At 75.0% G+C, this 20827-nt stretch carries 19 protein-coding genes and 2 pseudogenes; 8 read left to right on the top strand and 13 right to left on the bottom strand.

Features of this window, described 5'->3' with window-relative positions:
- Positions 1-222 (top strand): annotated as a pseudogene (locus FVA95_RS31380) (ABC transporter ATP-binding protein); the annotation flags it as partial.
- Positions 223-294: 72 nt separating this feature from the next.
- Here FVA95_RS31380 and FVA95_RS14745 read toward each other — a convergent pair.
- From FVA95_RS14745 to FVA95_RS14735, 3 genes are read right to left on the bottom strand one after another with little or no spacing between them, the layout of a single operon-like run.
- Positions 295-1059, bottom strand: coding sequence for an ABC transporter ATP-binding protein (locus FVA95_RS14745; protein WP_149664746.1), 765 nt, complete (start codon positions 1057-1059; stop codon positions 295-297).
- Positions 1056-2192 (bottom strand): iron ABC transporter permease, encoded by a 1137-nt coding sequence (locus FVA95_RS14740; RefSeq protein WP_149664745.1) that lies wholly within the window; start codon positions 2190-2192, stop codon positions 1056-1058. Before FVA95_RS14740 ends, FVA95_RS14745 begins: the two co-directional genes overlap by 4 nt.
- A complete protein-coding gene (locus FVA95_RS14735) occupies positions 2189-3169 on the bottom strand; it encodes an ABC transporter substrate-binding protein (RefSeq protein ID WP_240051494.1) in 981 nt (326 codons plus the stop codon). Before FVA95_RS14735 ends, FVA95_RS14740 begins: the two co-directional genes overlap by 4 nt.
- A 45-nt stretch (positions 3170-3214) precedes the next feature.
- Here FVA95_RS14735 and FVA95_RS14730 point away from each other — a divergent pair, with 45 nt between their 5' ends.
- Positions 3215-4198, top strand: a complete 984-nt coding sequence (locus FVA95_RS14730) for an LLM class flavin-dependent oxidoreductase (protein ID WP_205015862.1) — start codon at positions 3215-3217, stop codon at positions 4196-4198.
- Here the strand turns inward: FVA95_RS14730 and eutC are convergent.
- The 4 genes from eutC to FVA95_RS14710 form a co-directional block, all read right to left on the bottom strand.
- A complete protein-coding gene (eutC, locus tag FVA95_RS14725) occupies positions 4167-4886 on the bottom strand; it encodes an ethanolamine ammonia-lyase subunit EutC (protein ID WP_075310997.1) in 720 nt (239 codons plus the stop codon). The genes FVA95_RS14730 and eutC overlap by 32 nt on opposite strands.
- Entirely contained in the window at positions 4883-6259 is a 1377-nt protein-coding gene (locus tag FVA95_RS14720; protein WP_149664743.1) for an ethanolamine ammonia-lyase subunit EutB, read from the bottom strand. The genes eutC and FVA95_RS14720 overlap by 4 nt, the downstream gene beginning before the upstream one ends.
- Complete coding sequence (gene eat, locus FVA95_RS14715; protein ID WP_149664742.1) at positions 6256-7650, bottom strand: ethanolamine permease; 1395 nt, start codon at positions 7648-7650, stop codon at positions 6256-6258. The genes FVA95_RS14720 and eat overlap by 4 nt, the downstream gene beginning before the upstream one ends.
- Positions 7651-7836: 186 nt before the next feature.
- Positions 7837-8415, bottom strand: coding sequence for a TetR/AcrR family transcriptional regulator (locus tag FVA95_RS14710; protein ID WP_149664741.1), 579 nt, complete (start codon positions 8413-8415; stop codon positions 7837-7839).
- A 78-nt stretch (positions 8416-8493) separates the two neighbouring features.
- Between FVA95_RS14710 and FVA95_RS14705 the strand changes: the two genes are divergently transcribed.
- Positions 8494-10050: an MFS transporter gene (locus tag FVA95_RS14705; RefSeq protein ID WP_149664740.1), complete on the top strand. Its 1557-nt coding sequence runs from the start codon at positions 8494-8496 to the stop codon at positions 10048-10050.
- 13 nt (positions 10051-10063) lie between these two features.
- On the opposite strand, the gene FVA95_RS30850 is transcribed toward FVA95_RS14705, so the two are convergent.
- From FVA95_RS30850 to FVA95_RS14690, 4 genes are read right to left on the bottom strand one after another with little or no spacing between them, the layout of a single operon-like run.
- On the bottom strand, positions 10064-10228 hold the full coding sequence (locus tag FVA95_RS30850; protein ID WP_161992308.1) for a hypothetical protein: 165 nt from the start codon (positions 10226-10228) through the stop codon (positions 10064-10066).
- Positions 10194-11744: an HlyD family secretion protein gene (locus tag FVA95_RS33700; protein ID WP_149664739.1), complete on the bottom strand. Its 1551-nt coding sequence runs from the start codon at positions 11742-11744 to the stop codon at positions 10194-10196. Before FVA95_RS33700 ends, FVA95_RS30850 begins: the two co-directional genes overlap by 35 nt.
- Positions 11745-11764: 20 nt before the next feature.
- The gene (locus tag FVA95_RS14695) at positions 11765-12982 is read right to left on the bottom strand and encodes an ABC transporter permease (RefSeq protein WP_149664738.1); all 1218 of its coding nucleotides are present in this window, start codon (positions 12980-12982) and stop codon (positions 11765-11767) included.
- A complete protein-coding gene (locus FVA95_RS14690) occupies positions 12979-13674 on the bottom strand; it encodes an ABC transporter ATP-binding protein (protein WP_304627181.1) in 696 nt (231 codons plus the stop codon). Before FVA95_RS14690 ends, FVA95_RS14695 begins: the two co-directional genes overlap by 4 nt.
- 257 nt (positions 13675-13931) lie before the next feature.
- Between FVA95_RS14690 and FVA95_RS14685 the strand changes: the two genes are divergently transcribed.
- Positions 13932-14387, top strand: coding sequence for a MarR family winged helix-turn-helix transcriptional regulator (locus FVA95_RS14685; RefSeq protein ID WP_149664736.1), 456 nt, complete (start codon positions 13932-13934; stop codon positions 14385-14387).
- Here the strand turns inward: FVA95_RS14685 and FVA95_RS14680 are convergent.
- Complete coding sequence (locus FVA95_RS14680) at positions 14339-15592, bottom strand: FAD-dependent monooxygenase (RefSeq protein ID WP_149664735.1); 1254 nt, start codon at positions 15590-15592, stop codon at positions 14339-14341. The genes FVA95_RS14685 and FVA95_RS14680 overlap by 49 nt on opposite strands.
- Positions 15593-15717: 125 nt before the next feature.
- Here FVA95_RS14680 and FVA95_RS14675 point away from each other — a divergent pair, with 125 nt between their 5' ends.
- The 4 genes and pseudogenes from FVA95_RS14675 to FVA95_RS14660 all read left to right on the top strand — a co-directional run bounded on the left by FVA95_RS14675 (position 15718) and on the right by FVA95_RS14660 (position 20069).
- Positions 15718-16284, top strand: coding sequence for a TetR/AcrR family transcriptional regulator (locus FVA95_RS14675; RefSeq protein ID WP_205015861.1), 567 nt, complete (start codon positions 15718-15720; stop codon positions 16282-16284).
- An 80-nt stretch (positions 16285-16364) separates the two neighbouring features.
- Complete coding sequence (locus tag FVA95_RS14670) at positions 16365-16952, top strand: 2Fe-2S iron-sulfur cluster-binding protein (RefSeq protein ID WP_149664733.1); 588 nt, start codon at positions 16365-16367, stop codon at positions 16950-16952.
- Positions 16949-17964, top strand: a pseudogene (locus tag FVA95_RS14665) (xanthine dehydrogenase family protein subunit M). The gene FVA95_RS14670 and the pseudogene FVA95_RS14665 overlap by 4 nt, the downstream one beginning before the upstream one ends.
- Positions 17961-20069, top strand: coding sequence for a xanthine dehydrogenase family protein molybdopterin-binding subunit (locus tag FVA95_RS14660; RefSeq protein WP_149664732.1), 2109 nt, complete (start codon positions 17961-17963; stop codon positions 20067-20069). Before FVA95_RS14665 ends, FVA95_RS14660 begins: the two are co-directional and overlap by 4 nt.
- Here FVA95_RS14660 and FVA95_RS14655 read toward each other — a convergent pair.
- Positions 20041-20727 carry a type 1 glutamine amidotransferase gene (locus FVA95_RS14655; protein ID WP_149664731.1) on the bottom strand — a complete coding sequence of 229 codons (687 nt, stop codon included), beginning with the start codon at positions 20725-20727 and terminating at the stop codon, positions 20041-20043. The two genes, FVA95_RS14660 and FVA95_RS14655, sit on opposite strands and share 29 nt — an antisense overlap.
- Positions 20728-20827 lie beyond the last annotated feature (100 nt).

Below are 20827 nucleotides of genomic sequence, written 5' to 3'. Positions count from 1 at the left end.
CCGGACCGGAAGGCGGTGCACCGTCGCCGGGAGCGGGTCGAGGCGATGCTGCACGAGCTGCCGCGGTCGGCGCAGGAGGCGATCCGGGAGCAGTACGCCGATGCCGACGCCACCGCGCAGCTCGCCGGGCCGTCGCGGGACGGCAGCACCCGGCAGGAGGCGCGGGCGGGAGCGGGCGGCGACGACCGGCCCACCGACGTGCAGCCGCGGGTGCGGGGCTGAGGCGGGTCGTTCCCGGCCCGACGTCGTGGTGCCCGCGCCGGGTGGGACCCACCCGGCGCGGGCGGCCCGCACTCAGGGGGACAGCACGATCAGCGGGCAGTCCGCCGACGGGTGTGTCAGCACCGTCGCGGTGACGCCGTAGACCGCGGCGATCCGCTCCGGGGTCAGCACCTGTGCGGGTGTCCCCGTGGCCACCGCCCGGCCCGCGTCGAGCAGGCACAGCCGGTCGCAGTAGCGCGCGGCCAGGTTCAGGTCGTGCAGGGCCACCAGCGTGGGCAGGCCCAGCTCGCGCACCAGCGTCAGCAGCTCCAGCTGGTGGCGGACGTCGAGGTGGTTGGTCGGCTCGTCCATCACCAGTAGCGCCGGGCGCCCGACCAGCGCCCGCGCGACCAGTGCGCGCTGCCGCTCGCCGCCGGACAACGTGGCGAAGCGTCGTCCGGCGAGGCGGGTGAGCTCCAGCAGCTCCAGGGCGGTGGCGACCAGGGCGTCGTCGACCGGGTCGTCGGCGGCGAGCGGGCGCTTGTGCGTCGAGCGCCCCATCGCGACGACCTCGCGCACGGTCAGCGGGAAGTCCGAGGGCATGTCCTGCAGGACCACGCCGACCCGCTGGGCCACCCACCGCGCCGGGGCCCGCCGCACGTCGGTCCCCTCGACCAGGACCGCCCCCGACGACGGCACCCCGACGCGGTAGACGGTGCGCAGCAGGGAGGACTTGCCGCTGCCGTTCGGGCCGAGCAGCCCGACCACCTCGCCCGCACCGACGGTCAGCGAGACCCCGGCGACCAGCGTGGCCGCCCCGGCGACGACGTGCACGTCGTCGATCTCCAGCGGGGTCACCGCGCACCATCCCGGCGCCCGTCGCGGCGCAGCAGCCACACGAAGAACGGGCCGCCGACCAGCGCCGTGACGATCCCGACCGGCAGCTCCTCGGGGATGACGACGGTCCGCGCGACCAGGTCGGCCAGCACCGTGAACAGTGCGCCGACCAGCACCGCGACCGGCAGGCCCCGCCGGTGGCCGGACCCGACGAGGAACCGGACGACGTGCGGCAGCATCAGCCCCACGAAGCCGATCACCCCGCTCACCGCGACCGTCACCCCGACCAGCACGGCGACGACGACGAACATCGCCTGCCGGAACCGGTGCACGTCCAGCCCGAGGGCGCCCGCGCTCTCGTCGCCGGCCAGCAGCAGGTCCAGGTCACGCGCCCGCGACACGAGTGCCACGACCCCGGCGCCGAGGACGACCGCCGGCACCACCAGCACGTCCCAGCGGGCGGCGCCGAACCCGCCGAGGGTCCAGAACAGCACCTGCGACGCCAGCGTGGGGCTGGGCGCGGTCAGCACCAGCAGGCTGGTCAGCGCCGACAGCACCGACCCGACCGCGACACCGCCGAGGATCAGCCGCAGGACGGTGATCCGCCCGCCGGAGCGGGCGATGACCAGCACCACGGCGAGGGTCAGCAGCGCCCCGGCGAACGCGGCCACGTTCAGCGTGAGCGCGCCAGCACCGAGCAGCCCGAACCGCATCACGACCACCGCACCCGTCGCCGCGCCCGCGGAGACGCCGATGACACCCGGCCCGGCCAGCGGGTTGCGCACCACGGCCTGCAGCACCATCCCGGCCACCGTCAGCGCCGCGCCGACCAGTCCGGCGAGCAGCACCCTGGGCAACCGGGTGTCGGCGATGATCAGGTCGTCGGCCCGCGACCAGTCCGGGGCGGGCACCCAGGTGGTGCCGCCGACCCGGTGGGCGAGGATCCGCCAGGTCACCGACCAGGGCACGTGCACCGAGCCCGTGGTGAGCGCGAGACCGGCGGCGAGCACCAGCAGCACCGCCAGGACGGCGACCGCCGTCGCCGTCGGCACCCGGCCGTGCCCGCCGTCGCGGCCCGCGCCGGGGGCCGGCGCGGCATCGGGGAGCGGTCCGTCCGGGCGCAGCACCGCGAGGAGCCGCGCGCGCCCGGTCACCGGAACCGGTCGGGGTGCAGCTCGCGGGCCAGCCGCTCGACGGCGTCGACCGAGCGCGGCCCGGGCTGGGCCTCCGACAGCGGGACCGTCGGGAACGGACCGGCCAGCGCGGGCAGCCCGGCGAGTGCCGGCGTCGCGCGCAGCGTCGCGATCTTCGACTCGACGCTCGGGTCGAGGTAGTCGTAGATCAGGACGACGGCGGGGGCGCGGCGGGCGACCTGCTCCCAGGACACCTCGCCCCAGCGCTGGTCGAGGTCGGCGAACACGTTGCGGCCCCCGGCGCGCTCGATCATGTCGGTGAGCAGCGCCCGGCCGCCCGCGGTGCGGGGCACGTCGGTGCCGCTGTTGTAGACGAACACCGGCACCGGCTCGACGGTCCCGAGCCGCGCCGCGACGGCGTCGAGCCGGGCCCGCATGCCCTCGACGCTGCGCTCGGCCCGCTCCGGCACCCCGAAGATCGCGCCGATCCGGGTCGTCTCGCCGAACAGGTCCTCGAAGCCCGAACGCCCCTCCCGGCACGACTCGGGGTTGAGGTGGCTGTCGATGCCCAGCTCGGCGAGCCGGGCACGGGTGTGTCCGCTGGACTCGGAGAATCCGTCGGGGTAGCCGGAGTAGACGAAGTCCGGCTCGGCGGCGAGCAGCTGCTCCAGCGACGGCTGGCCCGGCGCGAGCACCGGCACCGTCGCGTACGCCGCGGCGTAGCGCTCGCCGATCGGTCGGTTCTTCAGGTACGCCGTGCCGACCATCGACCGCTCCACCCCGAGCTCCAGCAGCAGCTCGGTGGCGTTCGAGGTCAGGGTGACCGCCCGGGTGGGCGGCGCGGTGTAGGTCGTGGTCACGCCGCAGTTGTCGTCGACGACCGGGAACCCGGCGGCCGGCGCCCCACCTGCCGGGGCATCGGTGACGGCGGCGCCGCACCCGGCGAGCAGCAGCAGGGACAGGGCGGCGCCGACGACGCGCAGACGGGCTGGGAGCACCGACCCAATGTATGAAAACCTCGTCAGATGTCCATAGTGTCCGGTGTGAGATGGGGCGTGCTCACCCACGCGGCCGGCCCGCGCGACGCGGCGTCCGAGCTGGCCGACACCGTCGGCCTCGCGGTGCTCGCCGAGGAGCTCGGGTTCGCGTCGTTCTGGCTGGCCCAGCACCATCTCGGGGCCCAGCAGGGGCACGCGTCGTCACCGCTGGTGGTGCTGGCCGCGGTCGCCGCAGCCACCTCGCGGATCCGGCTGGGCACCGCCGTCGTCGTGGCGTCGCTGGAGCACCCGCTGCGCCTCGCCGAGGACGCGGCCACCGTCGACGTGCTCAGCGGAGGCCGGCTCGAGCTGGGACTGGGCGCCGGGTCCGACCCGGGCGCCGCCGAGGCGTTCGGCGCCGACCCGGCGCAGCGGCACGTCCGTCTGGGCGCCGCTCTGGACGCGCTCACCGGCGCCGGCCCGGCCGTCACCCCGCGGGCACCCGGTCTGCGGGAGCGGCTGTGGCTGGCGACGTCGTCCCCCGAGGGCGTCGACACCGCCGCGCGCCACGGCCTGGGGCTGCTGTCGGGGCGTCGCTCCGGCCCGGCCGGACCCGACGACCGACGCTCCGCCGGGCTGCTGGCCCGGTTCCGGGCCGCCGGGGGTGTCCGGGTCGGGCTGTCCCGGCCGGTGCTGCCCGGCTCCTCGCGCGCGGCCGTGCACGCGCTGCTCGCGCCGCACGTCGCCCGGCGCGGGCACGATCCGGCGGCCTGGTTCGCCGCCGGGAACGTCCACGCCGGCACCGGCCCCGAGGTGCGTGCCGCACTGGAGGCGGATCCCTGCCTGCCCTACGCCACCGACCTGCTCTGCCACGTCCAGCCCGCCCGGCTGACCCTGGCCGAGCTGCGTCCGGTCCTGCGCGGGCTGGCGGAGCTGGCCGACGGACCGCCGGTCACGGCCGGACCGCGGACGACCGGGGCCACCCCGGCCGGCCGCGGGGGCGCCCGCTGCGGGCCGCTCAGCCCGGCGGCAGCGCCGGATCGGCCTTGAGCGCGACCCCGGACAGCTTCAGCCGCCGCGCCTCGCTCATCAGCAGCGCCAGGGTGGTCGCCGCGGCGGCGTAGCCGGTGCCGTGCGGCGGGCGGACGTTGGAGATGCAGTTGCGCTCGGAGTCGCGACGCCCGCGGTGGGCGTCGTAGGTGAAGTACAGCCCCAGCGAGTCCACCGAGCTCATCCCCGGCCGCTCCCCGACGAGCACGACGACGTGCCGGGCGCCGAGGGCGGACGCGATCTCGTCGCCGAGCGCGACCCGGGCCTGGGTGGCGATCACGACCGGGGCGACCCGCCAGCCGTCGAGCCGTTCCAGGATCTCGGCGAGCATCCCCGGGGCGTGCTCGGCGACCGCCCGCGGCGAGAGCCCGTCGGCGACGACGAGCGCCACGTCGTGGTCGCCGCGGGGCAGCTCGGTACCCGCGGCGAGGCGGCGGCCCAGGTCGGGCCGGGTCAGGTACTCGGTGCGGTCGGCGGGCGCGCCCGCGGCGTGCAGCGTGGACACCCCCAGCCCGGTGATCCGCTCGGCGAGCGCGTCGACGTCGAGCGGGGTGTGCACGGCGTCGCGGGCGGCGGCGTGCGCGGCGCGCAGCTCCAGCAGTCGCGCGGTCGGGAGGGCGTCCCCGGCGCGGCCGAGCGCCACCCGGGCCCGGGTGGAGGCGCGCAGCACGTCGAGCGGGTCGCTCACCGGACACCCGCGGTCAGGGTCCGGACGGCGCCCGCAGGCAGGTCCCGCAGTCGCCCGTCGCCGTCGAGCATGTCCATCGTGGTCAGCCACGCCTCGAACTCCGGCGCGGGGCGCAGCCCGAGCACCTGGCGGGCGTAGAGCGCGTCGTGGAAGGACAGCGACTGGTAGTGCAGCATCACGTCGTCGCCGCCGGGCACGCAGATGACGAACGAGCAGCCCGCCGCGCCGAGCAGGGTGAGCAGCGCGTCGGTGTCGTCGGCGTCGGCCTCGGCGTGGTTGGTGTAGCAGACGTCGACACCCATCGGGACGCCGAGCAGCTTCCCGCACATGTGGTCCTCCAGCCCGGCGCGGGTGATCTGCTTGCCGTCGAGCAGGTACTCCGGCCCGATGAACCCGACGACGGTGTTGACCAGCAGCGGGTCGAACGCCCGCGCCACGGCGTAGGCGCGGACCTCCAGGGTCTGCTGGTCGACGCCGTGGTGGGCGTCGGCGGACAGCGCGGACCCCTGGCCGGTCTCGAAGTACATGCACTGCGTGCCGACGGTGCCGCGGTCCAGCGACAGCGCGGCGGAGTGCGCCTCCCGCAGCATCGCCAGGGTCACCCCGAACCCGGTGTTCGCGGCCTCGGTCCCGGCGATCGACTGGAACACCAGGTCGACCGGGGCGCCGCGCTCCATGATCTCGATCGAGGTCGTGACGTGGGCGAGCACGCAGGACTGGGTGGGGATGTCGTAGCGGGTGCGGACCTCGTCGATCAGGTGCAGCAGGTCGGTGGTGCGCTGCGGCGAGTCCGTCGCCGGGTTGATGCCGATGACGGCGTCGCCGCAGCCGAGCAGCAGCCCGTCGACGATCGAGGCGGTCACCCCGGCGGGGTCGTCGGTGGGATGGTTGGGCTGCAGCCGGGTCGCCATCGTGCCGGGCAGCCCGACCGTCGAGCGGAACGCGGTGACGACCGGGGTGCGCCGCCCGACGGCGATCAGGTCCTGCAGCCGCATGAGCTTGGAGGTCGCCGCGACCATCTCCGGGGTCAGTCCGGGGGCGAGCGCGGTGGTGTCGGTGGCCGGGTCGAGCAGGTGCTCGCGGAACTCGCCGACGGTCATCGACGCGACCGGGGCGAACGCGTCGGCGTCGTGCGAATCGACGATCAGGCGGGTCACCTCGTCGTCCTCGTAGGGGACGACCTGCTCGTCGAGGAAGGTGGCGAGCGGCAGGTCGGCCAGCACCGTCTGGGCGGCAACCCGTTCCTGTTCCGAGCGGGCCGCGACCCCGGCGAGCACGTCCCCGGATCGCGGCGGCGTGGCCGCGGCCAGCAGTGCGCGCAGGTCGGCGAACTCGTGGGTGTGGCCCCCGAGCGTGGTCCGGCGGATCGTCACGTGAGCTCCTCCTCCGCGCGGGCCAGCGCGGCGAACTCCTCGTCGGGTGCCGCGGCGACCAGGTGGTGTCGTGAGTAGAGCGCGAAGTACAGCATGAACAGGGCGAAGGCACCGAGGGTCGCGCCGGCAGCGACCGGGTCGACCAGGAAGGTCGCGACGACCGCCAGCACCGCGACGACCAGGGCGAATCCGGTCGTCACGACACCGCCCGGGGTGCGGTAGGGCCGGGGCATCTCCGGCGCGGTCCGGCGCAGCACGATGTGGCTGACCATCATCAGCACGTACGACAGCGCCGCCCCGAACACCGCCATGTTGAGCAGCACCGCGCCCTGCCCGGTCAGCGACAGCAGGAAGCCGATCACGCCGGGCACGACGAGCGCGAGCGTGGGGGCCTTGCGGCCGTTGGTCACCGACAGGGCCCGCGGCAGGTACCCGGCCCGCGACAGCGCGAAGGTCTGCCGGGAGTAGGCGTAGATGATGGAGAAGAAGCTGGCGACGAGCCCGGCGAGACCGACGTAGTTGACGACGACGCCCGCTGTGGACCCGCCGAGCGCCTCCACCAGCGGGTTGCCCGACTCCGAGAGCGCCTGCGCGCCGAGCGCCCCGGTCGCCAGGACCAGCACCAGCGCGCCGGTGACGAGCAGGACGAGCATCGCCGCGACGATCCCGCGGGGGACGTTGCGCTCCGGGTCGCGGGCCTCCTCCGCCGCGAGCGGGACGCCTTCCAGGGCGAGGAAGAACCAGATCGCGAACGGCACGGCCGACCAGATCCCCAGCCAGCCGAACGGCAGGAACGCCGAGGCGCCGGCGGCGTCGGTCGGCGGGATGTCGACGAGGTTGCCCGCGTCGAACAGCGGCACCGCGGCGACGGCGAAGATCAGCAGTCCGACCACGGCGATCGCGGTGATCACGAACATGACCTTGAGCGCCTCGCCCACGCCGGCGATGTGGATGCCGATGAACAGCACGTACGCGGCCAGGTGGACCCACCAGCCGTCGGTGATGCCGAACAGGCCGAGCGACTCGACGTAGGCGCCGATGAAGGTGGCGATGGCGGCCGGGGCGATCGCGTACTCGATGAGGATCGCGGTGCCGGTCGCGAACCCGCCCCAGGGGCCGAGCGCGCGCCGGGCGAAGGTGTAACCGCCGCCCGCCGCCGGCAGCGCCGAGGACAGCTCGGCCATCCCCAGCACCATCGCGAAGTACATGGCGGCGATGACGACGCCGGCGATCAGCAGCCCGCCGAACCCGCCCTCGGCGAGACCGAAGTTCCATCCCGAGTAGTCGCCGGAGATGACGTAGCTGACGCCGAGACCGGCGAGCAGGACCCAGCCCGCCGCCCCGGTGCGCAGCCGTCGTCGCTCCAGGTAGTCCGACGGATCGTTCGCCATGGTGTCCTCCCGGGGCGCGTCGTCACCGACGGGGCCCGTCGGGTGTGGACAAGCTAGGGAGTCCGGCCCGGTCGCGGACAGGGCCGCGCGGGGTAACCGGTGTGAGGAATGCGTGTCGCCGCAGGGGCGGTAGGACACACGATCGTCACAGTCGACGGGTAGGGGACGGCCGACCGTGCCGCGGAGTCAGTGGTCGGCCGGCGGCGTGCGCAGCGCCGCGTCCACCATGTCCAGCAGGTCGGCCTCCAGCCGCTCCCGCACCGCCGGTTCCAGGTCCGCCGCCCACAGCGGTCGTCCGCCGATCCCGTCGGCGGCGGCGAGGACCAGCGTGCGCGTCGCCTCCGGCACCCCGTCCCCGGCGAGCGCGGCCTGCCAGCGCTCGTCGTCCACCCGGGCCAGGTCGAGGACCTCGGGCACCGCGAGCAGTTGGGCGATCAGGGTGAACCGTTCCAGCGCCTCGCCCTCGTCGACCGGTGCCAGGCTGGCCCGCACGTAGGCGCGCACCAGCCGTCCGGGGGTGCCCTCGGGGTGGTCGAGGTGGGCGTGCACGGCGTCCCAGAACGCGTCGAGCTCCCCCTGCGCCAGGGCGACGAGCAGCGCGGTCTTGCTGGGGAAGTGGTAGACGAGCCCGCCCTTGGAGATCCCGGCCTCCCGCGCGACGAGGTCGAGCGTCGCCCCGATGCCGTGCGTGCGGATGGCGGACGCGGCGGCGTCGAGCACCAGCCTGCGTGTGTCCTCCGGGGACCGTCCGGTCGTGCGACCCATGCGTCCATCCTCCCGTCCGGTGCCGACGAGACGGACACCACGTCGAAACTAAACCGACCAGTCGGTACAGTTTCGCTCATGTACGCCGACACCGCCCGGGGGCTCACGCCCCGCCGCCGCTGGGCGGCCCTCGCGGTGCTGTCGATCGCCGTCCTGGTCCTCGCGGTCGACAACACCGTCCTCTACCTCGCCGTGCCCTCGCTGACCGCGGACCTGTCGCCGACGGCGACCGAGATCCTGTGGATCGGCGACGTCTACTCCCTGGCGCTGGCCGGGCTGCTCGTCGTCATGGGGTCGCTGGCCGACCGGGTCGGCCGCAAGCGGCTGCTGCTGATCGGCGCCGCCGCGTTCGGGGCGGCGTCGCTGTTCGCGGCGCTGTCCACCAGCCCCGCGATGCTCATCGCGGCCCGGCTGCTGCTCGGCGTCGCCGGCGCGACGCTGATGCCCTCGACGCTGTCGCTGATCCGGACCGTGTTCACCGACCCGGCCGAGCGGGCCCGGGCCGTCGCGGCCTGGGCGGCCGCGGCCAGCGGCGGTGCCGCGGTCGGCCCGCTGGTCGGCGGCGCGCTGCTGGAGCACTTCTCCTGGGGCTCGGTGTTCCTGATCAACGTCCCGATCATGGTCGTGCTGATCGTGGCCGGGGTGTGGCTGCTGCCCGAGTCGCGCGACCCTGCACCGGGACCGTTCGACCTGGTGTCGGCGCTGCTGTCGATGGCCGCGATCGTGCCGGTCGTGTGGGCGGTCAAGCACACCGTGACGGCCGGGATCGACGTCGCCGGCGTCGCCGCGCTGGCGGCCGGGCTCGCGCTGGGCGCGCTGTTCGTCCGTCGCCAGCGGCGTCTGACCGTCCCGCTGATCGACGTGTCGCTGTTCGCCCGCCCGGCCTTCGCCGGCTCGGTGTTCGCCGGGTTCATGGCCGTGTTCGCCCTCATCGGGACGCTGTTCTTCTTCTCCCAGTACCTGCAGCTCGTGCGCGGGTTCTCACCGCTGCAGGCCGGTCTCGGGGAGCTGCCGACCACGCTGTCGGCGGTCGCCGTCGTCGCCGTCGTGGGGCGGTTCTCCCGCGCACTGGGGCTCGGCCGGGCGATCGCGGTGAGCCTCGGGCTGGTGACCGCGGGGCTGGTGGCCGTCGCGGTCGCCGAGGGCTTCACCAGCTACCTGTGGCTGGCGCTGGCCCTGGTCCCGCTGGGGCTCGGCGTCGGCCTGACCCAGACGCTGACCACCGACGCGGTCGTGTCGTCGGTGCCGCCGCGCAAGGCGGGAGCGGCGTCGGCCATCTCCGAGACGGCGCTGGAGCTGGGGGTCGCGATGGGCGTCGCCGTCCTCGGGTCGGTGGTGTCCCTGATCTACCGCGACCGCCTCACGCTGCCTGCCGGGCTGGACCCGGCCGCGCGGGCCGCGGTGACCGACTCGCTCGCCGCGGGCACGAACGCCCTCGACCCGGCCTCGCCGGTGCTCGACGGTGCCCGTGCCTCGTTCACCGTCGCCATGCAGACGACCTCGCTGATCGCCGCGGCGGTCACCCTGGCCGCGGCGATCGTCGCCTGGCGGACCATCCCGGCGACGGCCGGGACGGTCGCCGAGGACGCGCCGTCGCGTCCGGTCACCCACCGGGGCGGAGCGCGCCGGGGGTGATGGGCGGAGCGGGTCAGTTCCCGCCCGCGCCGCCCCCGCCGGGGCCACCTCCGCCCGGGCCGCCCGGGGTCGCCTGGACGGTGGCCTGCGGCAGCAGGACCTGCTGGCCGTCGTCCAGGCCGGAGCGGACCTCGGTGAACTGGTCACCGACCAGGCCGGGGACGAACTGCCGGATCACCGGGGCCGCCGTCGTCGCCGGGCACGTCGACGACCGAGCGCCCGCCCTCCTGCCGGACGGCGGTGTTGGGCACCCGCAGCACCCCGTTGCGGGCCTCGGTGCGCACGTCGGCCTGTGCGGTCTGGCCGTCGCGCAGCTGGGGGTCGGTGCGGTTCAGCACGACGGTCGCGTAGTAGCTCACGACGCCCGACAGCTGCGTCGCGGTCGGCGCGACGGCCACCACGGTTGCGGGCAGGCTCACCCCGGGCAGCGCGTCGACCGTGACGTCGACGGTCTGGTTCGGCGCGACCCGGGCCGCGTCGCTCTCCTCGAACGGGACGACCAGCTGGTAGGTCTGCAGGTCGTTGAGGGTGATGAACGGAGCCCCACCGGCCGCGGACGCGCCGCCCCCGGTGGCCCCCGCGGCGCCCGATGCCGCCGACGCCGACCCGACGGCCTGCGGGATCCGGGCGTCGGAGCCGGGGGCGAGCGCGGTCGTGGAGCTCGCGGCGGGCACGACGTCGCCGACCGCGCCGTTGATCGCGGACACGGTGCCGGCGACCGGGGCGCGCAGCAGCGTGTCGTCCAGGCCGCGCTGGGCGTCGGCGAGGGTGTTGCGGGCGTCGGCGACCACGGCGTCCTGCACCGCGACGTCGGCCGGTGCGTCGTTGTTCGCCCCGGTGAGCTGGGAGCGGGCGTCGGCGACCGCGCTCTCGGCGTTCGCGATCGAGACCCGGCCGGAGGCGGCCCCGGTGTCGCGGGTGCCCTCGGCCTGCGCCAGCGCCGTCTGGGAGGCGATGACCTGGCCCTTCGCCGTCGTCACGGCCTGCTCGTCGGCGGCGACGGCGGTGCAGGCCGGGTCGGTCGTGGCCGCGCCGAGTCCGGACCCGCCCGACGTGCCGGACCCGCCGGACAGGCCGCCGAGCAGGCCGCCGCCGGAGGACGCGGCGTCGGGCTCCGGGGTGGCGGGGTCCGGGGTGGCGGTCGCGGTGCTGCCACCGGAACGCGTGCAGGCCCGCCGGTCGGTCTCCAGCTTCTCCTGCGCCGCGGCGAGCTGCTTGCGGTCGAAGGCCAGCTGGACCTTCGCCCGCTCGACGGCGGTGTCGTTCGCGGCGTTCTGCGCACCGACCTGGTCGCGGGTCGCGGCGAGCACCGACTCGGCCGAGCCCAGCGAGGTCTGTGCGGCCTCGACGGTGTTCGCGCCGGTCAGCTTGCCCAGCGACGCCTGCTGCTGGTCCAGGGCGGCCTGCGCGGCGACGACCTTCGACCGGGCCTCGGCGTCGTCCAGCCGGGCCAGCGGCTGCCCCGCCGCGACGGTCTCGCCGACCTCGACCAGCAGCTCGGTGATCCGGCCGCCCTCGGTGAACCCGAGGTTCTGTTGGGTGATCGACACCAGCGAGCCCGACGCCGACACCCCGGTGGAGACCACACCCCGGTCGACGACGGCCGTCGGCGGCGGTTGCTCCCCGCCGCTGCAGGCCGTGAGGCCGACGAGTCCGGCGAGCAGGAGGCTGCCCGCGAGCCGCAGTCGGGTCATGAAGTGCTCCTCAGCTGCTGTCACTGGTGCCGCAGGGCGTCGATGGGCCGCATCCGTGCGGCCCGGTTGGCGGGGAAACCGCCGGCGAGCAGCCCGATCAGCAGGCTCACCCCGAAGGCGAGCACCACCGATCCGGCCGACACCGACGGGGCGGGGAAGTCGGGCACGAGGCGGGGCAGCACGATCCCGGCCAGCGCGGACACGCCGACACCGAGCAGGATCCCGATGACCCCGCCGATGCCGGTCAGGACCATCGCCTCGATGAGGAACTGCTGCAGGATCGCGCGGCGACGTGCGCCGATGGCCTTGCGGATGCCGATCTCGCGGGTCCGCTCGGTCACCGTGACCAGCATGATGTTGGCGACGCCGATGCTCCCGACCAGCAGCGAGATGCCCGCGACCGCCGCGACGAAGATCGTCACGAAGCTCAGGACCTGTGAGGACTGGTCGAGCAGGCTCTGCAGCGCGGTGACGGTGTAGTCGCGGTCCTGCGGGTCGTCGATGCGGTGCCGTTCGTCGAGGATCGTGGTGACCTGCTCGACCGCCTGCGGCACCGCGTCGGTGGACACCGCCCGCACGGTGATCTGGTCGACGTCGTCGCCGCCGGTCAGGTAGGCCCGTGCGGCACCCAGCGGCATGACCGCGACGTCGTCCTGCTGTCCGTTGGCCGCGAGCACACCGATCACCCGGAACGAGGTGCGCCCGATCCGCACCTCCGAGCCGAGCGCCTCGCCGGCGCGGCCGCCGAACAGCGTGGCCACCGGGTTGGGCCCGAGCACCACGACCTTCGCCCGGGTCGTGGCCTGCCGGTCGTCGAAGAACGACCCGACGACGAGCTCCCGGTTGGCGATGTCGAGGTAGTCGGCGTCGGCGCCGGTCACGCCGCTGCGGACGCTCCCGCCGCCGGCCAGCTGCAGCTGCGCCGAGCCGGTCACCGACGGGCTGACCGAGGCGACCGCCGGGGCGGAGGCCCGGTCGCGCAGGGCGCGGACGTCGGCGTCGGTGAGGTCGCGCGGGGTGCCGGTGCCGCTGATGCCGCCGCGGTCCGGAGTGATCTGGATCTGGTTGGCGAGCGGCCCGAACGCGTCGGCGACGAAGCGCTGCAGCCCGTTGCCGAATGCGACCAGCACGATCACCGCGGCGACCCCGATGATGATCCCGAGCATCGTCAGCAGCGACCGCAGCGGCCCGGCCCGCAGGCCCCGTACCGCGATCCGTGCGGACTCCCAGATCGTCATCGGCGCTCGTCACTCACGATCCGGCCGTCGCGCAGGGTCACGACCCGCTTGGCGAACTCGGCGACCTCGGGTTCGTGGGTGATCAGCACGACCGTGCGGCCGGACTCGTTGAGCTCCACGAACAGGTTCATCACGTCGGTGGTCGAGGTGGTGTCGAGGTTCCCGGTCGGCTCGTCGGCCAGGATCATCGACGGGTCGGTGACCAGTGCGCGGGCCACCGCGACGCGCTGCTGCTGGCCGCCGGAGAGCTCGTTGGGCCGGTGGTCGCCGCGGTCGGCGAGCCCGACCCGCTCCAGCGCGCGCCGCGCCCGGCCCCGGCGGTCGCGCCCGCCCGCGTAGACCAGCGGCAGCTCCACATTGGCCAGCGCGGTGGTGCGCGGCAGCAGGTTGAACGACTGGAAGACGAAGCCGATCTTCTGCAGCCGGATGTCGGCGAGCCGGTTGTCCGACATCCGGCCGACGTCGATGCCGTCGAGCCGGTAGCTGCCGGAGCTCGGCACGTCGAGGCAGCCGAGGATGTTCATCATCGTGGACTTGCCCGAGCCGGAGGGGCCCATGATCGCGACGAGGTCGCCGTCGTCGACGCGCAGGTCCACGGAGTCGAGTGCGCGCAGCTCGAGGGCTCCGGTCCGGTAGAGCTTGGAGACCCCCTCGAGTTCGATCACGATTCCGGAGATTACGCACGCCGTCATTCCGGGAATTCGTCGGGTCGACTCCGGGAATGGCGGGTAAAAATGCGTTGACACTCGATCGAGTGAATCACATCATAGGGCCGTCACCTGCGGTTGGTTGATCAATTTACGCGGAATCGTCGCCATTCCAGGGCGGCGACAGGGTGATCGCCCCCGATGGGGCGCGATGAATTCGTGACCATCTCGTGACCGATCCCGCCGTGAATGCGGCCTGCCCTGTCCGGCTACGGTGCCGTGGACCGAAGCCGGGAGGCCGTATGAACGAGAGCCGACACCTGCTGGAGGGGCTCGCCGGCCCGACCGTCGCGCTGGAGGCGGTGGCCCGGGCGACCCACGAGTTCACCGGGAGGCAGGCCCGGCGGGCGGGGCTGCACCCGACCGACCTGTGGGCGCTGCGGCTGCTCGACGTGCACGGCTCGCTCGGGCCGACCGAGCTGGCCCGGCGGCTCGACCTGCGGCCGGCCTCGACCACCGCGCTGATCGACCGGCTCGAGGCGGCAGGTCACCTCGAGCGGGTGCCCGACCCGCACGACCGCCGCCGGGTCACCGTGCGCTCGCGGGAGGAGTCCTTCCGTGCGCGGCTCGCGCAGTGGGAGCCGGCCGTCCGGGCCCTCGACGACGTCGCCCGCCGCCTCTCCGACGACGAGGGCGCGGTCGTCGAGCGCTACCTGCGCGAGGTCGTCGCCACGCTCGACGAGCTCGGCGCCGGGTAGTCCGGGAGTCCGAACGTGTCGACCGCGCCGGTCGGCGTGGCCCCGAGCAGTCCGGTGACCCGTTTCCCGGCCGGGCTCGCGACGGTCCGGAACGCGGTGCGCAGCGTCCGGATCCCGGCCCGGGTCCGCGGGTTGGCCAGCCTCAGCGGCGGGAGCTTCTGCGCCCGATCGGTCGCGGGCCGCAGCAGCTCCTCGTAGCGGTGCAGTGCGCCCGCGGTGTCGCCGGGGTGGGAGGCCAGCTCCCCGGCCAGCACGTAGGCGCCGATCAGTGCCAGGCTCGTGCCCCCGCCGCCCAGCGGCGACGGGCAGTGCGCGGCGTCGCCGAGCAGCACCACCCGTCCCGAGCTCCAGCGCGGGGCCATGACCTGCCCGACGGCGTCGAAGTACATCGGGGCCCCGTCCTGCCCGTCGCCGAGCTCGCGCAGGATCCGCGGGGCGACCCAACCCGCGTCGGCGAAGGTCCGGCGGAGGACGGTCCGGACGTCGGCGTCGCCGAGGGTCTCCAGACCGCGCACCCCGGACAGGAAGGTCAGCATGGCGCGGGTGGTGCCCAGATTGTCCGGGCGCAGGTGCACCCTGCGCGAGCCGGTCCCGTGGAACCAGTTCCACCAGGCGTCGTCGTCGGTGGTGCGGGGGATCGTCAGGTAGGCGCCGTACATGCCGGTCTCGCGGACCGTGACGTCGTCGAAGACCAGCTCGCGGGTGCGCGACCGCAGCCCCTCGGCGACCACGACGAGGTCGGCGGTGACGGTCGTGCCGTCGTCGAGGGCGACCCGGGCCGGGCCGTCGGCGGTGCCCCGGTCCTCGACGCCGGTGATCCGGGTGCCGAACCGGAACGTCGTGGACGTCGGCGCGGCCTCGATCAGCACCCGGGCCAGCTCCCCGCGCAGGATCTCCAGCTCGGCGGTCGGCCCGTCGGTCGGCCCGGTCGGGTCCATCGGGATCTCCGCGACGGCGCGCCCGTCGTCGCCGATCACGCGGAAGCCGACCTCCCGGGTGCCCGCGGCCCGCACCGCATCCTCCAGACCCATCCGGCGCAGGACCTCGCGTGCGGCGCCGCGGACGTCGACGTTGTGCCCCTCGTCGCGCCGTCGCGGCGTGCGCTCCAGGACGGTCGTCCGCCAGCCGTACGCGGCCAGGCGCAGGGCGAGCGCGGAGCCGGCGATGCCGGCGCCGGAGATGAGGGCGTGCGGGGAGGAGGTCATGGTAGTTAGATGACCGAACTACCCGGTCGGCTAAACCTGCGCGACGATCTCGTCTCCCGAGATGGAACAGAACGCTGTTCCGGATACGATGCGGAACAGCGTTCCGGGCGGCAGGGGAGTCTGTGGTGGGTGTGCAGCGGGAACCTGTGCGGTCCGACGCCCGGCGCAGTCGCGCCGCCCTCCTCGAGGCCGCCGCGGCCGAGTTCGTGACCTCGGGCGTCGACGCGCCGGTCCGGGCGATCGCCGCCCGCGCGGGGGTCGGTGTGGGGACGGTCTACCGGCACTTCCCGACCCGGCCCGACCTCGTGGTCGCCGTCTACCGGCACCAGGTCGAGAGCTGTGCCGCGGCTGCCCGGACCTGCCTGGACGCCGGTCCGACGCCGTTCGACGCGCTCGTCGCGTGGGTGGGGGAGTTCGTCGACCTGGTCGTCACCAAGCACGGTCTGGTCGCGATGCTCGTCCACGACGACGGTCGCTCCGCCGCGCTGCACGAGCTGTTCGTGGAGCGGCTGCTGCCGGCGGGGGAGGAGATCGTCCGGGCGGCGTGGGATGCCGGGCAGCTGCCGTCCGACGTCACCACCTACGAGGTGCTGCGCGGGATCGGCAACCTGTGCTTCGGCGCCGACGTCGACCCTGCCTACGACGCCCGGCGCGCCGTCGGCTTCTTCCTCGCCGGTCTTCGGGTTGCCTAACCGGAACATCGTTCCTCTATAGTAGCGGAGGAGGCTCCGTTTCGGGGTCTCCACTCCGTCTCCCGAAGGAGCGCACCATCGTGGACTCCACGATCTCCCTCACCGTCGACGGCCGTCGCCACGAGCTGACGGTCGACACCCGCACCACCGTCCTCGACGCGCTGCGTGACCGGCTGGGCGTGACCAGCGCCAAGAAGGGCTGTGACCACGGCCAGTGCGGTGCGTGCACCGTCCTGCTGGCCGGGCCCGGCGAGCAGGGGCCGGGCCGCCGCGTGCTGTCCTGCCTCTCGCTCGCCGTCGCCCACGACGACGCCGCGGTCACCACCGCCGACGGCCTCGGCGACGGCACCGGCGACGGCACCGACCTGCACCCGCTCGCCGAGGCCTTCGTGACCCACGACGCCTACCAGTGCGGCTACTGCACCCCCGGCCAGATCTGCTCGGCCGTCGGGATGCTGGACGAGGCCCGCGCCGGGCACCCCAGCGCGGTCACCGCCGACCTGTCCGCCGACGGGCCCGCCGTGCTGGACCGTGCCGAGATCGCCGAGCGTCTGTCCGGGAACCTGTGCCGCTGCGCGGCCTACTCCGGCATCGTCAGCGCCGTCAGCGCCGTCAGCGCCGTCAGCGCCGTCAGCGCCGTGGGCACCGGAGCGGGGGCGTCGCGGTGAAGCCGTTCGCCTACACCCGCCCAGGCGACGCCGCGGCCGCCGTCGCGACCGTCGCCGCCGACCCGTCCGCCGTCTACCTGGCCGGGGGCACCAACCTCGTCGACCACCTCAAGCTGGGTGTGGCCGGCCCGGGCACGCTCGTCGACGTCACCGGGCTGCTGTCCACCGCGATCACCCCGACCGCCGACGGCGGCCTGTCCATCGGCGCGGGCGCCCGCAACACCGACGTCGCCGTGGACCCGCGGGTCCGGCGCGACTACCCGGCGCTGTCCGCGGCGCTGCTCGCCGGGGCCTCGGGGCAGCTGCGCAACATGGCGACGACCGGTGGGAACCTGCTGCAGCGCACCCGCTGCTCCTACTTCGCCGACCTCACCGCGCCCTGCACGAAGCGTGACCCGGGGCAGGGCTGTTCCGCGCAGCAGGGCTGGGCCCGCCACCACGCGATCCTCGGCGCGCCCGAGGGCGGCTGCATCGCGACCCACCCGTCGGACATGGCGGTCGCCCTGGCCGCGTTCGACGCCAGGGTGCACGTCCTCGGCCCGGACGGGGAGCGCACCGTCGCCGCGACCGAGCTGCACCGGCTGCCCGGTGACGACCCGTCCCGCGACACCGTGCTGGAGCACGGGGAGCTGATCACCTCGGTCGAGCTGCCCGCACTGCCGGTCGCCGCGCGCTCGGCCTACCGCAAGGTCCGCGACCGCGCGTCCTACGCGTTCGCGCTGGTGTCGGTGGCCGCGGCCCTCGACGTCGCCGACGACGGCACCGTCCGCGACGTGCGGATCGCCCTCGGCGGGGTCGCGCACCGGCCGTGGCGGGCGCACCGGGCCGAGCAGGCGCTGCTCGGCGGGCCCGCCACCGACGAGGCGTTCCGGGCCGCCGCGGCGGCCGAGACCGCCGACGCGCGTGCCGTGGACACCGCCGTCGGCGGCAACGCCTTCAAGATCCCGCTGGCGCCGGCACGGTCACCGCCACCCTGCGCGGCCTCGCCGCGCACCGGACGGAGGCCGCATGACCAGCACCGTCACCCCCGGCACCGCGGGTACCGCGCACACCCGGATCGAGGGCCCCGCCAAGGTCACCGGCAACGCCGTCTACGCCTACGAGCAGGACACCGTCGCGCCGCTGCACCTGTGCGGTGTCGGCGCGACGATCGCCCGTGGCCGGGTCCGCGCGGTCGACACCGCCGCCGCGGCCGCGGTCCCCGGGGTGGTCGCGGTACTCACCGCGGACACCGCGCCGCGGCTCGACGACGGCGCGAGCACCGAGCAGGCCGTCCTGCAGACCCGCGCCGTGCACCACCGCGGCCAGTACGTCGCCGCGGTGCTCGCCGAGACCGCCGAGGCGGCCCGGGAGGCCGCCGGCGCCGTCGTCGTCACCTACGACGCGGAGGACGCCGTCACCGCGTTCGACCCCGCCTCGTCGCAGGCCTACACCCCCGAGGTGGTGGTCGCGTTCCCGCCGGACACCCGCACCGGCGACCCGGAGACGGCGTTCGCGCAGGCCCCGGTACGGATCGACGCCACCTACCGCACACCGATCGAGTACCACCACCCGATGGAGCCGCACTCGACCGTGGCTCGCTGGGACGGCAGGCACCTCACCCTGTTCGAGGCCTCGCAGTCGGTCTGGGACGCCCGGCGCCAGGTCGCGGCGTTGTTCGGGATCGGCGACGACGACGTCACCGTCGTCTCGCCGCACGTCGGCGGCGGGTTCGGGACCAAGGGCGCACTGCACGCCGGGTCGGTGCTGGCCGTGCTCGCGGCGCGGGCCGTCCCCGGCCGGTCGGTGAAGCTGTCGCTCACCCGGCGCGAGATGACCGACACCACCGGCTACCGGCCGGCGACCGTGCAGCGGGTCCGGCTCGGCGCGGGGACCGACGGTCGGCTGCACTCGCTCGGCCACGACGTCGTCGAGGCCGGGGCACGGATGGCCGAGTTCGGCGAGCCGACCGCGGTGATCAGCCGCCACCTGTACGCGGCGCCGCACCGGCGGACCTCACACCGGGTGGTGCCGCTGGACCTGTCGACGCCGACGTACATGCGCGCCCCCGGCGAGGCCCCCGGCAGCTTCGGTGCGGAGTCCGCGATCGACGAGCTCGCCGTCGCGCTCGGGATCGACCCGGTCGAGCTGCGGATCCGCAACGAGCCCGACGTCGACCCCGACACCGGCAGGCCCTTCTCCAGCCGCAACCTCGTGGCCTGCCTGCGGCGGGGCGCCGACCGGTTCGGCTGGGCGGACCGCGACCCGCGGCCGCGCACCCGGCTCGTCGACGGCTGGTGGCACGGCACCGGTGTCGCCGCCGCGTTCTTCCCGACGTTCGCGATGCCCGGCTCCGCCGCCGCGATCCGGTACTCCGTCGACGACACCCCCGGCGGCGGGGCGCCGGGCCGCTACCGGGTGGACATCGCCGCGTCCGACATCGGCCAGGGCGCCCGCACGGTGCTCACCCAGATCGCGGCCGAGGCGCTCGGGGTGCCGCCCGCGCAGGTGGACCTGAACCTGGGCGACACCGGCCTGCCGCACGCGACCATGGCCGGGGGCTCCGCGGGCACCGCGTCCTGGGCGACGGCGATCGTCGAGGCCGCCGACCGGTTCCGCGACAAGTGGGGCACCGACCCCGAGGACGGGGCGGAGGCCGACGGCGTCGCCGGGCACAACCCGGCGATGGCCGAGTACGCGATGGGCGCGCACGGGGCGCACTTCGTCGAGGTCGCGGTGCACGCCGACACCGGTGAGATCCGGGTGCCGCGGATGCTGGGGGTGTTCGCCGCGGGACGCATCCTCAACCCGCTGACCGCCCGCTCGCAGTTCCTCGGCGGGATGGTGTGGGGGCTGTCGATGGCACTGCACGAGGAGGGCATCGTCGACCCGGCCCGCGGGCACGTCGTCAACCACGACCTCGCCGGCTACCACGTGGCGGCGAACGCCGACGTCGGCGACATCGACGCCGAGTGGGTCGACGAGCACGACCCGCTCGTCAACCCGGTGGGCGCCAAGGGCATCGGGGAGATCGGGATCGTCGGGGTGGCCGCGGCCGTCGCGAACGCCGCCCACCACGCCACCGGCGTGCGGGTCCGGTCGCTGCCGATCACGCTGGAGCACTTCCTGGGGGCCTGAGCGCGAGGGCCAGGACCCGCTGCGCCCGTTCCGCGAGCCGTTGCGGGTCCTGCGCCGCCGTCGCCGCCCGGAGCGCGTCGGCGTCGAGACCGTCGGGCAGACCCGTGGTGAACCAGCGCTCCAGCAGGTCCACGGTCATCTCGGGGTGGAACTGCACGCCGACGCTGCGACCGGCCACGAACGCCTCGTGCCCGGCCCCGCTGGTGGCGAGCAGCTGCGCCCCGGGCGGCGCGACGAGCTGCTCGGCGTTCCAGCAGAACCACGGTCCGGCCGGAAGGCGGCCGTCGACCGGGTCGACCGGGTGCCATCCGATCCGGGCGGCCGGCGGCGTCGTCCGGCCGCCGCCGAGGGCCTCGGCGAGGAGCTGGGCACCGAAGCAGACCGCGAGGACGGGCACGCCGGCGTCGTGCGCGGCACGCAGGAAGTCGACCTCGCGGCTCGCCCACCCGGCGATCCGCTCCCGCGGCCACGGCGCGCCGAGGGTGACCACCAGGTCTGCCCCGGCGGGGTCGGGGAACCGGGTGTCGACGTCCGGGGTGTCGTACCGGGCCGGGGGCACCACCGTCGTCCACTCCGGACGGACACCGCGCCGTTCCAGGGCCGGGCCGAGCAGCCCGAGCCCGGCGACGTGGTCGTGGCCGATCACGATGGCGCGCACGGGCCCACCCTGCCACCGGCCGGGTTTGTGCCGCACGGCCGCGGGTAGTCCTCGTCCGGCCCGCGTCCGTGTGCGCACGGCGCCACCCCCGGACTCCACC

Origin of the sequence: Pseudonocardia sp. EV170527-09, from assembly GCF_008369905.1 — a bacterium.
Classification (GTDB): Bacteria; Actinomycetota; Actinomycetes; order Mycobacteriales; family Pseudonocardiaceae; genus Pseudonocardia.
The sequence above is the reverse complement of the archived record's forward strand: the minus strand, read 5'-3'. Positions and strand labels throughout refer to the sequence as shown.

Excerpts from the sequence above, each read along its gene's own strand:
- eat (WP_149664742.1), bottom strand. The coding sequence starts at position 7,650 with ATGGCGAACGATCCGTCGGACTACCTGGAGCGACGACGGCTGCGCACC.
- FVA95_RS14710 (WP_149664741.1), bottom strand. The coding sequence starts at position 8,415 with ATGGGTCGCACGACCGGACGGTCCCCGGAGGACACACGCAGGCTGGTG.
- FVA95_RS14705 (WP_149664740.1), top strand. The coding sequence starts at position 8,494 with ATGTACGCCGACACCGCCCGGGGGCTCACGCCCCGCCGCCGCTGGGCG.
- FVA95_RS33700 (WP_149664739.1), bottom strand. The coding sequence starts at position 11,744 with ATGACCCGACTGCGGCTCGCGGGCAGCCTCCTGCTCGCCGGACTCGTC.
- FVA95_RS14695 (WP_149664738.1), bottom strand. The coding sequence starts at position 12,982 with ATGACGATCTGGGAGTCCGCACGGATCGCGGTACGGGGCCTGCGGGCC.
- FVA95_RS14690 (WP_304627181.1), bottom strand. The coding sequence starts at position 13,674 with ATGACGGCGTGCGTAATCTCCGGAATCGTGATCGAACTCGAGGGGGTC.
- FVA95_RS14685 (WP_149664736.1), top strand. The coding sequence starts at position 13,932 with ATGAACGAGAGCCGACACCTGCTGGAGGGGCTCGCCGGCCCGACCGTC.
- FVA95_RS14680 (WP_149664735.1), bottom strand. The coding sequence starts at position 15,592 with ATGACCTCCTCCCCGCACGCCCTCATCTCCGGCGCCGGCATCGCCGGC.
- FVA95_RS14660 (WP_149664732.1), top strand. The coding sequence starts at position 17,961 with ATGACCAGCACCGTCACCCCCGGCACCGCGGGTACCGCGCACACCCGG.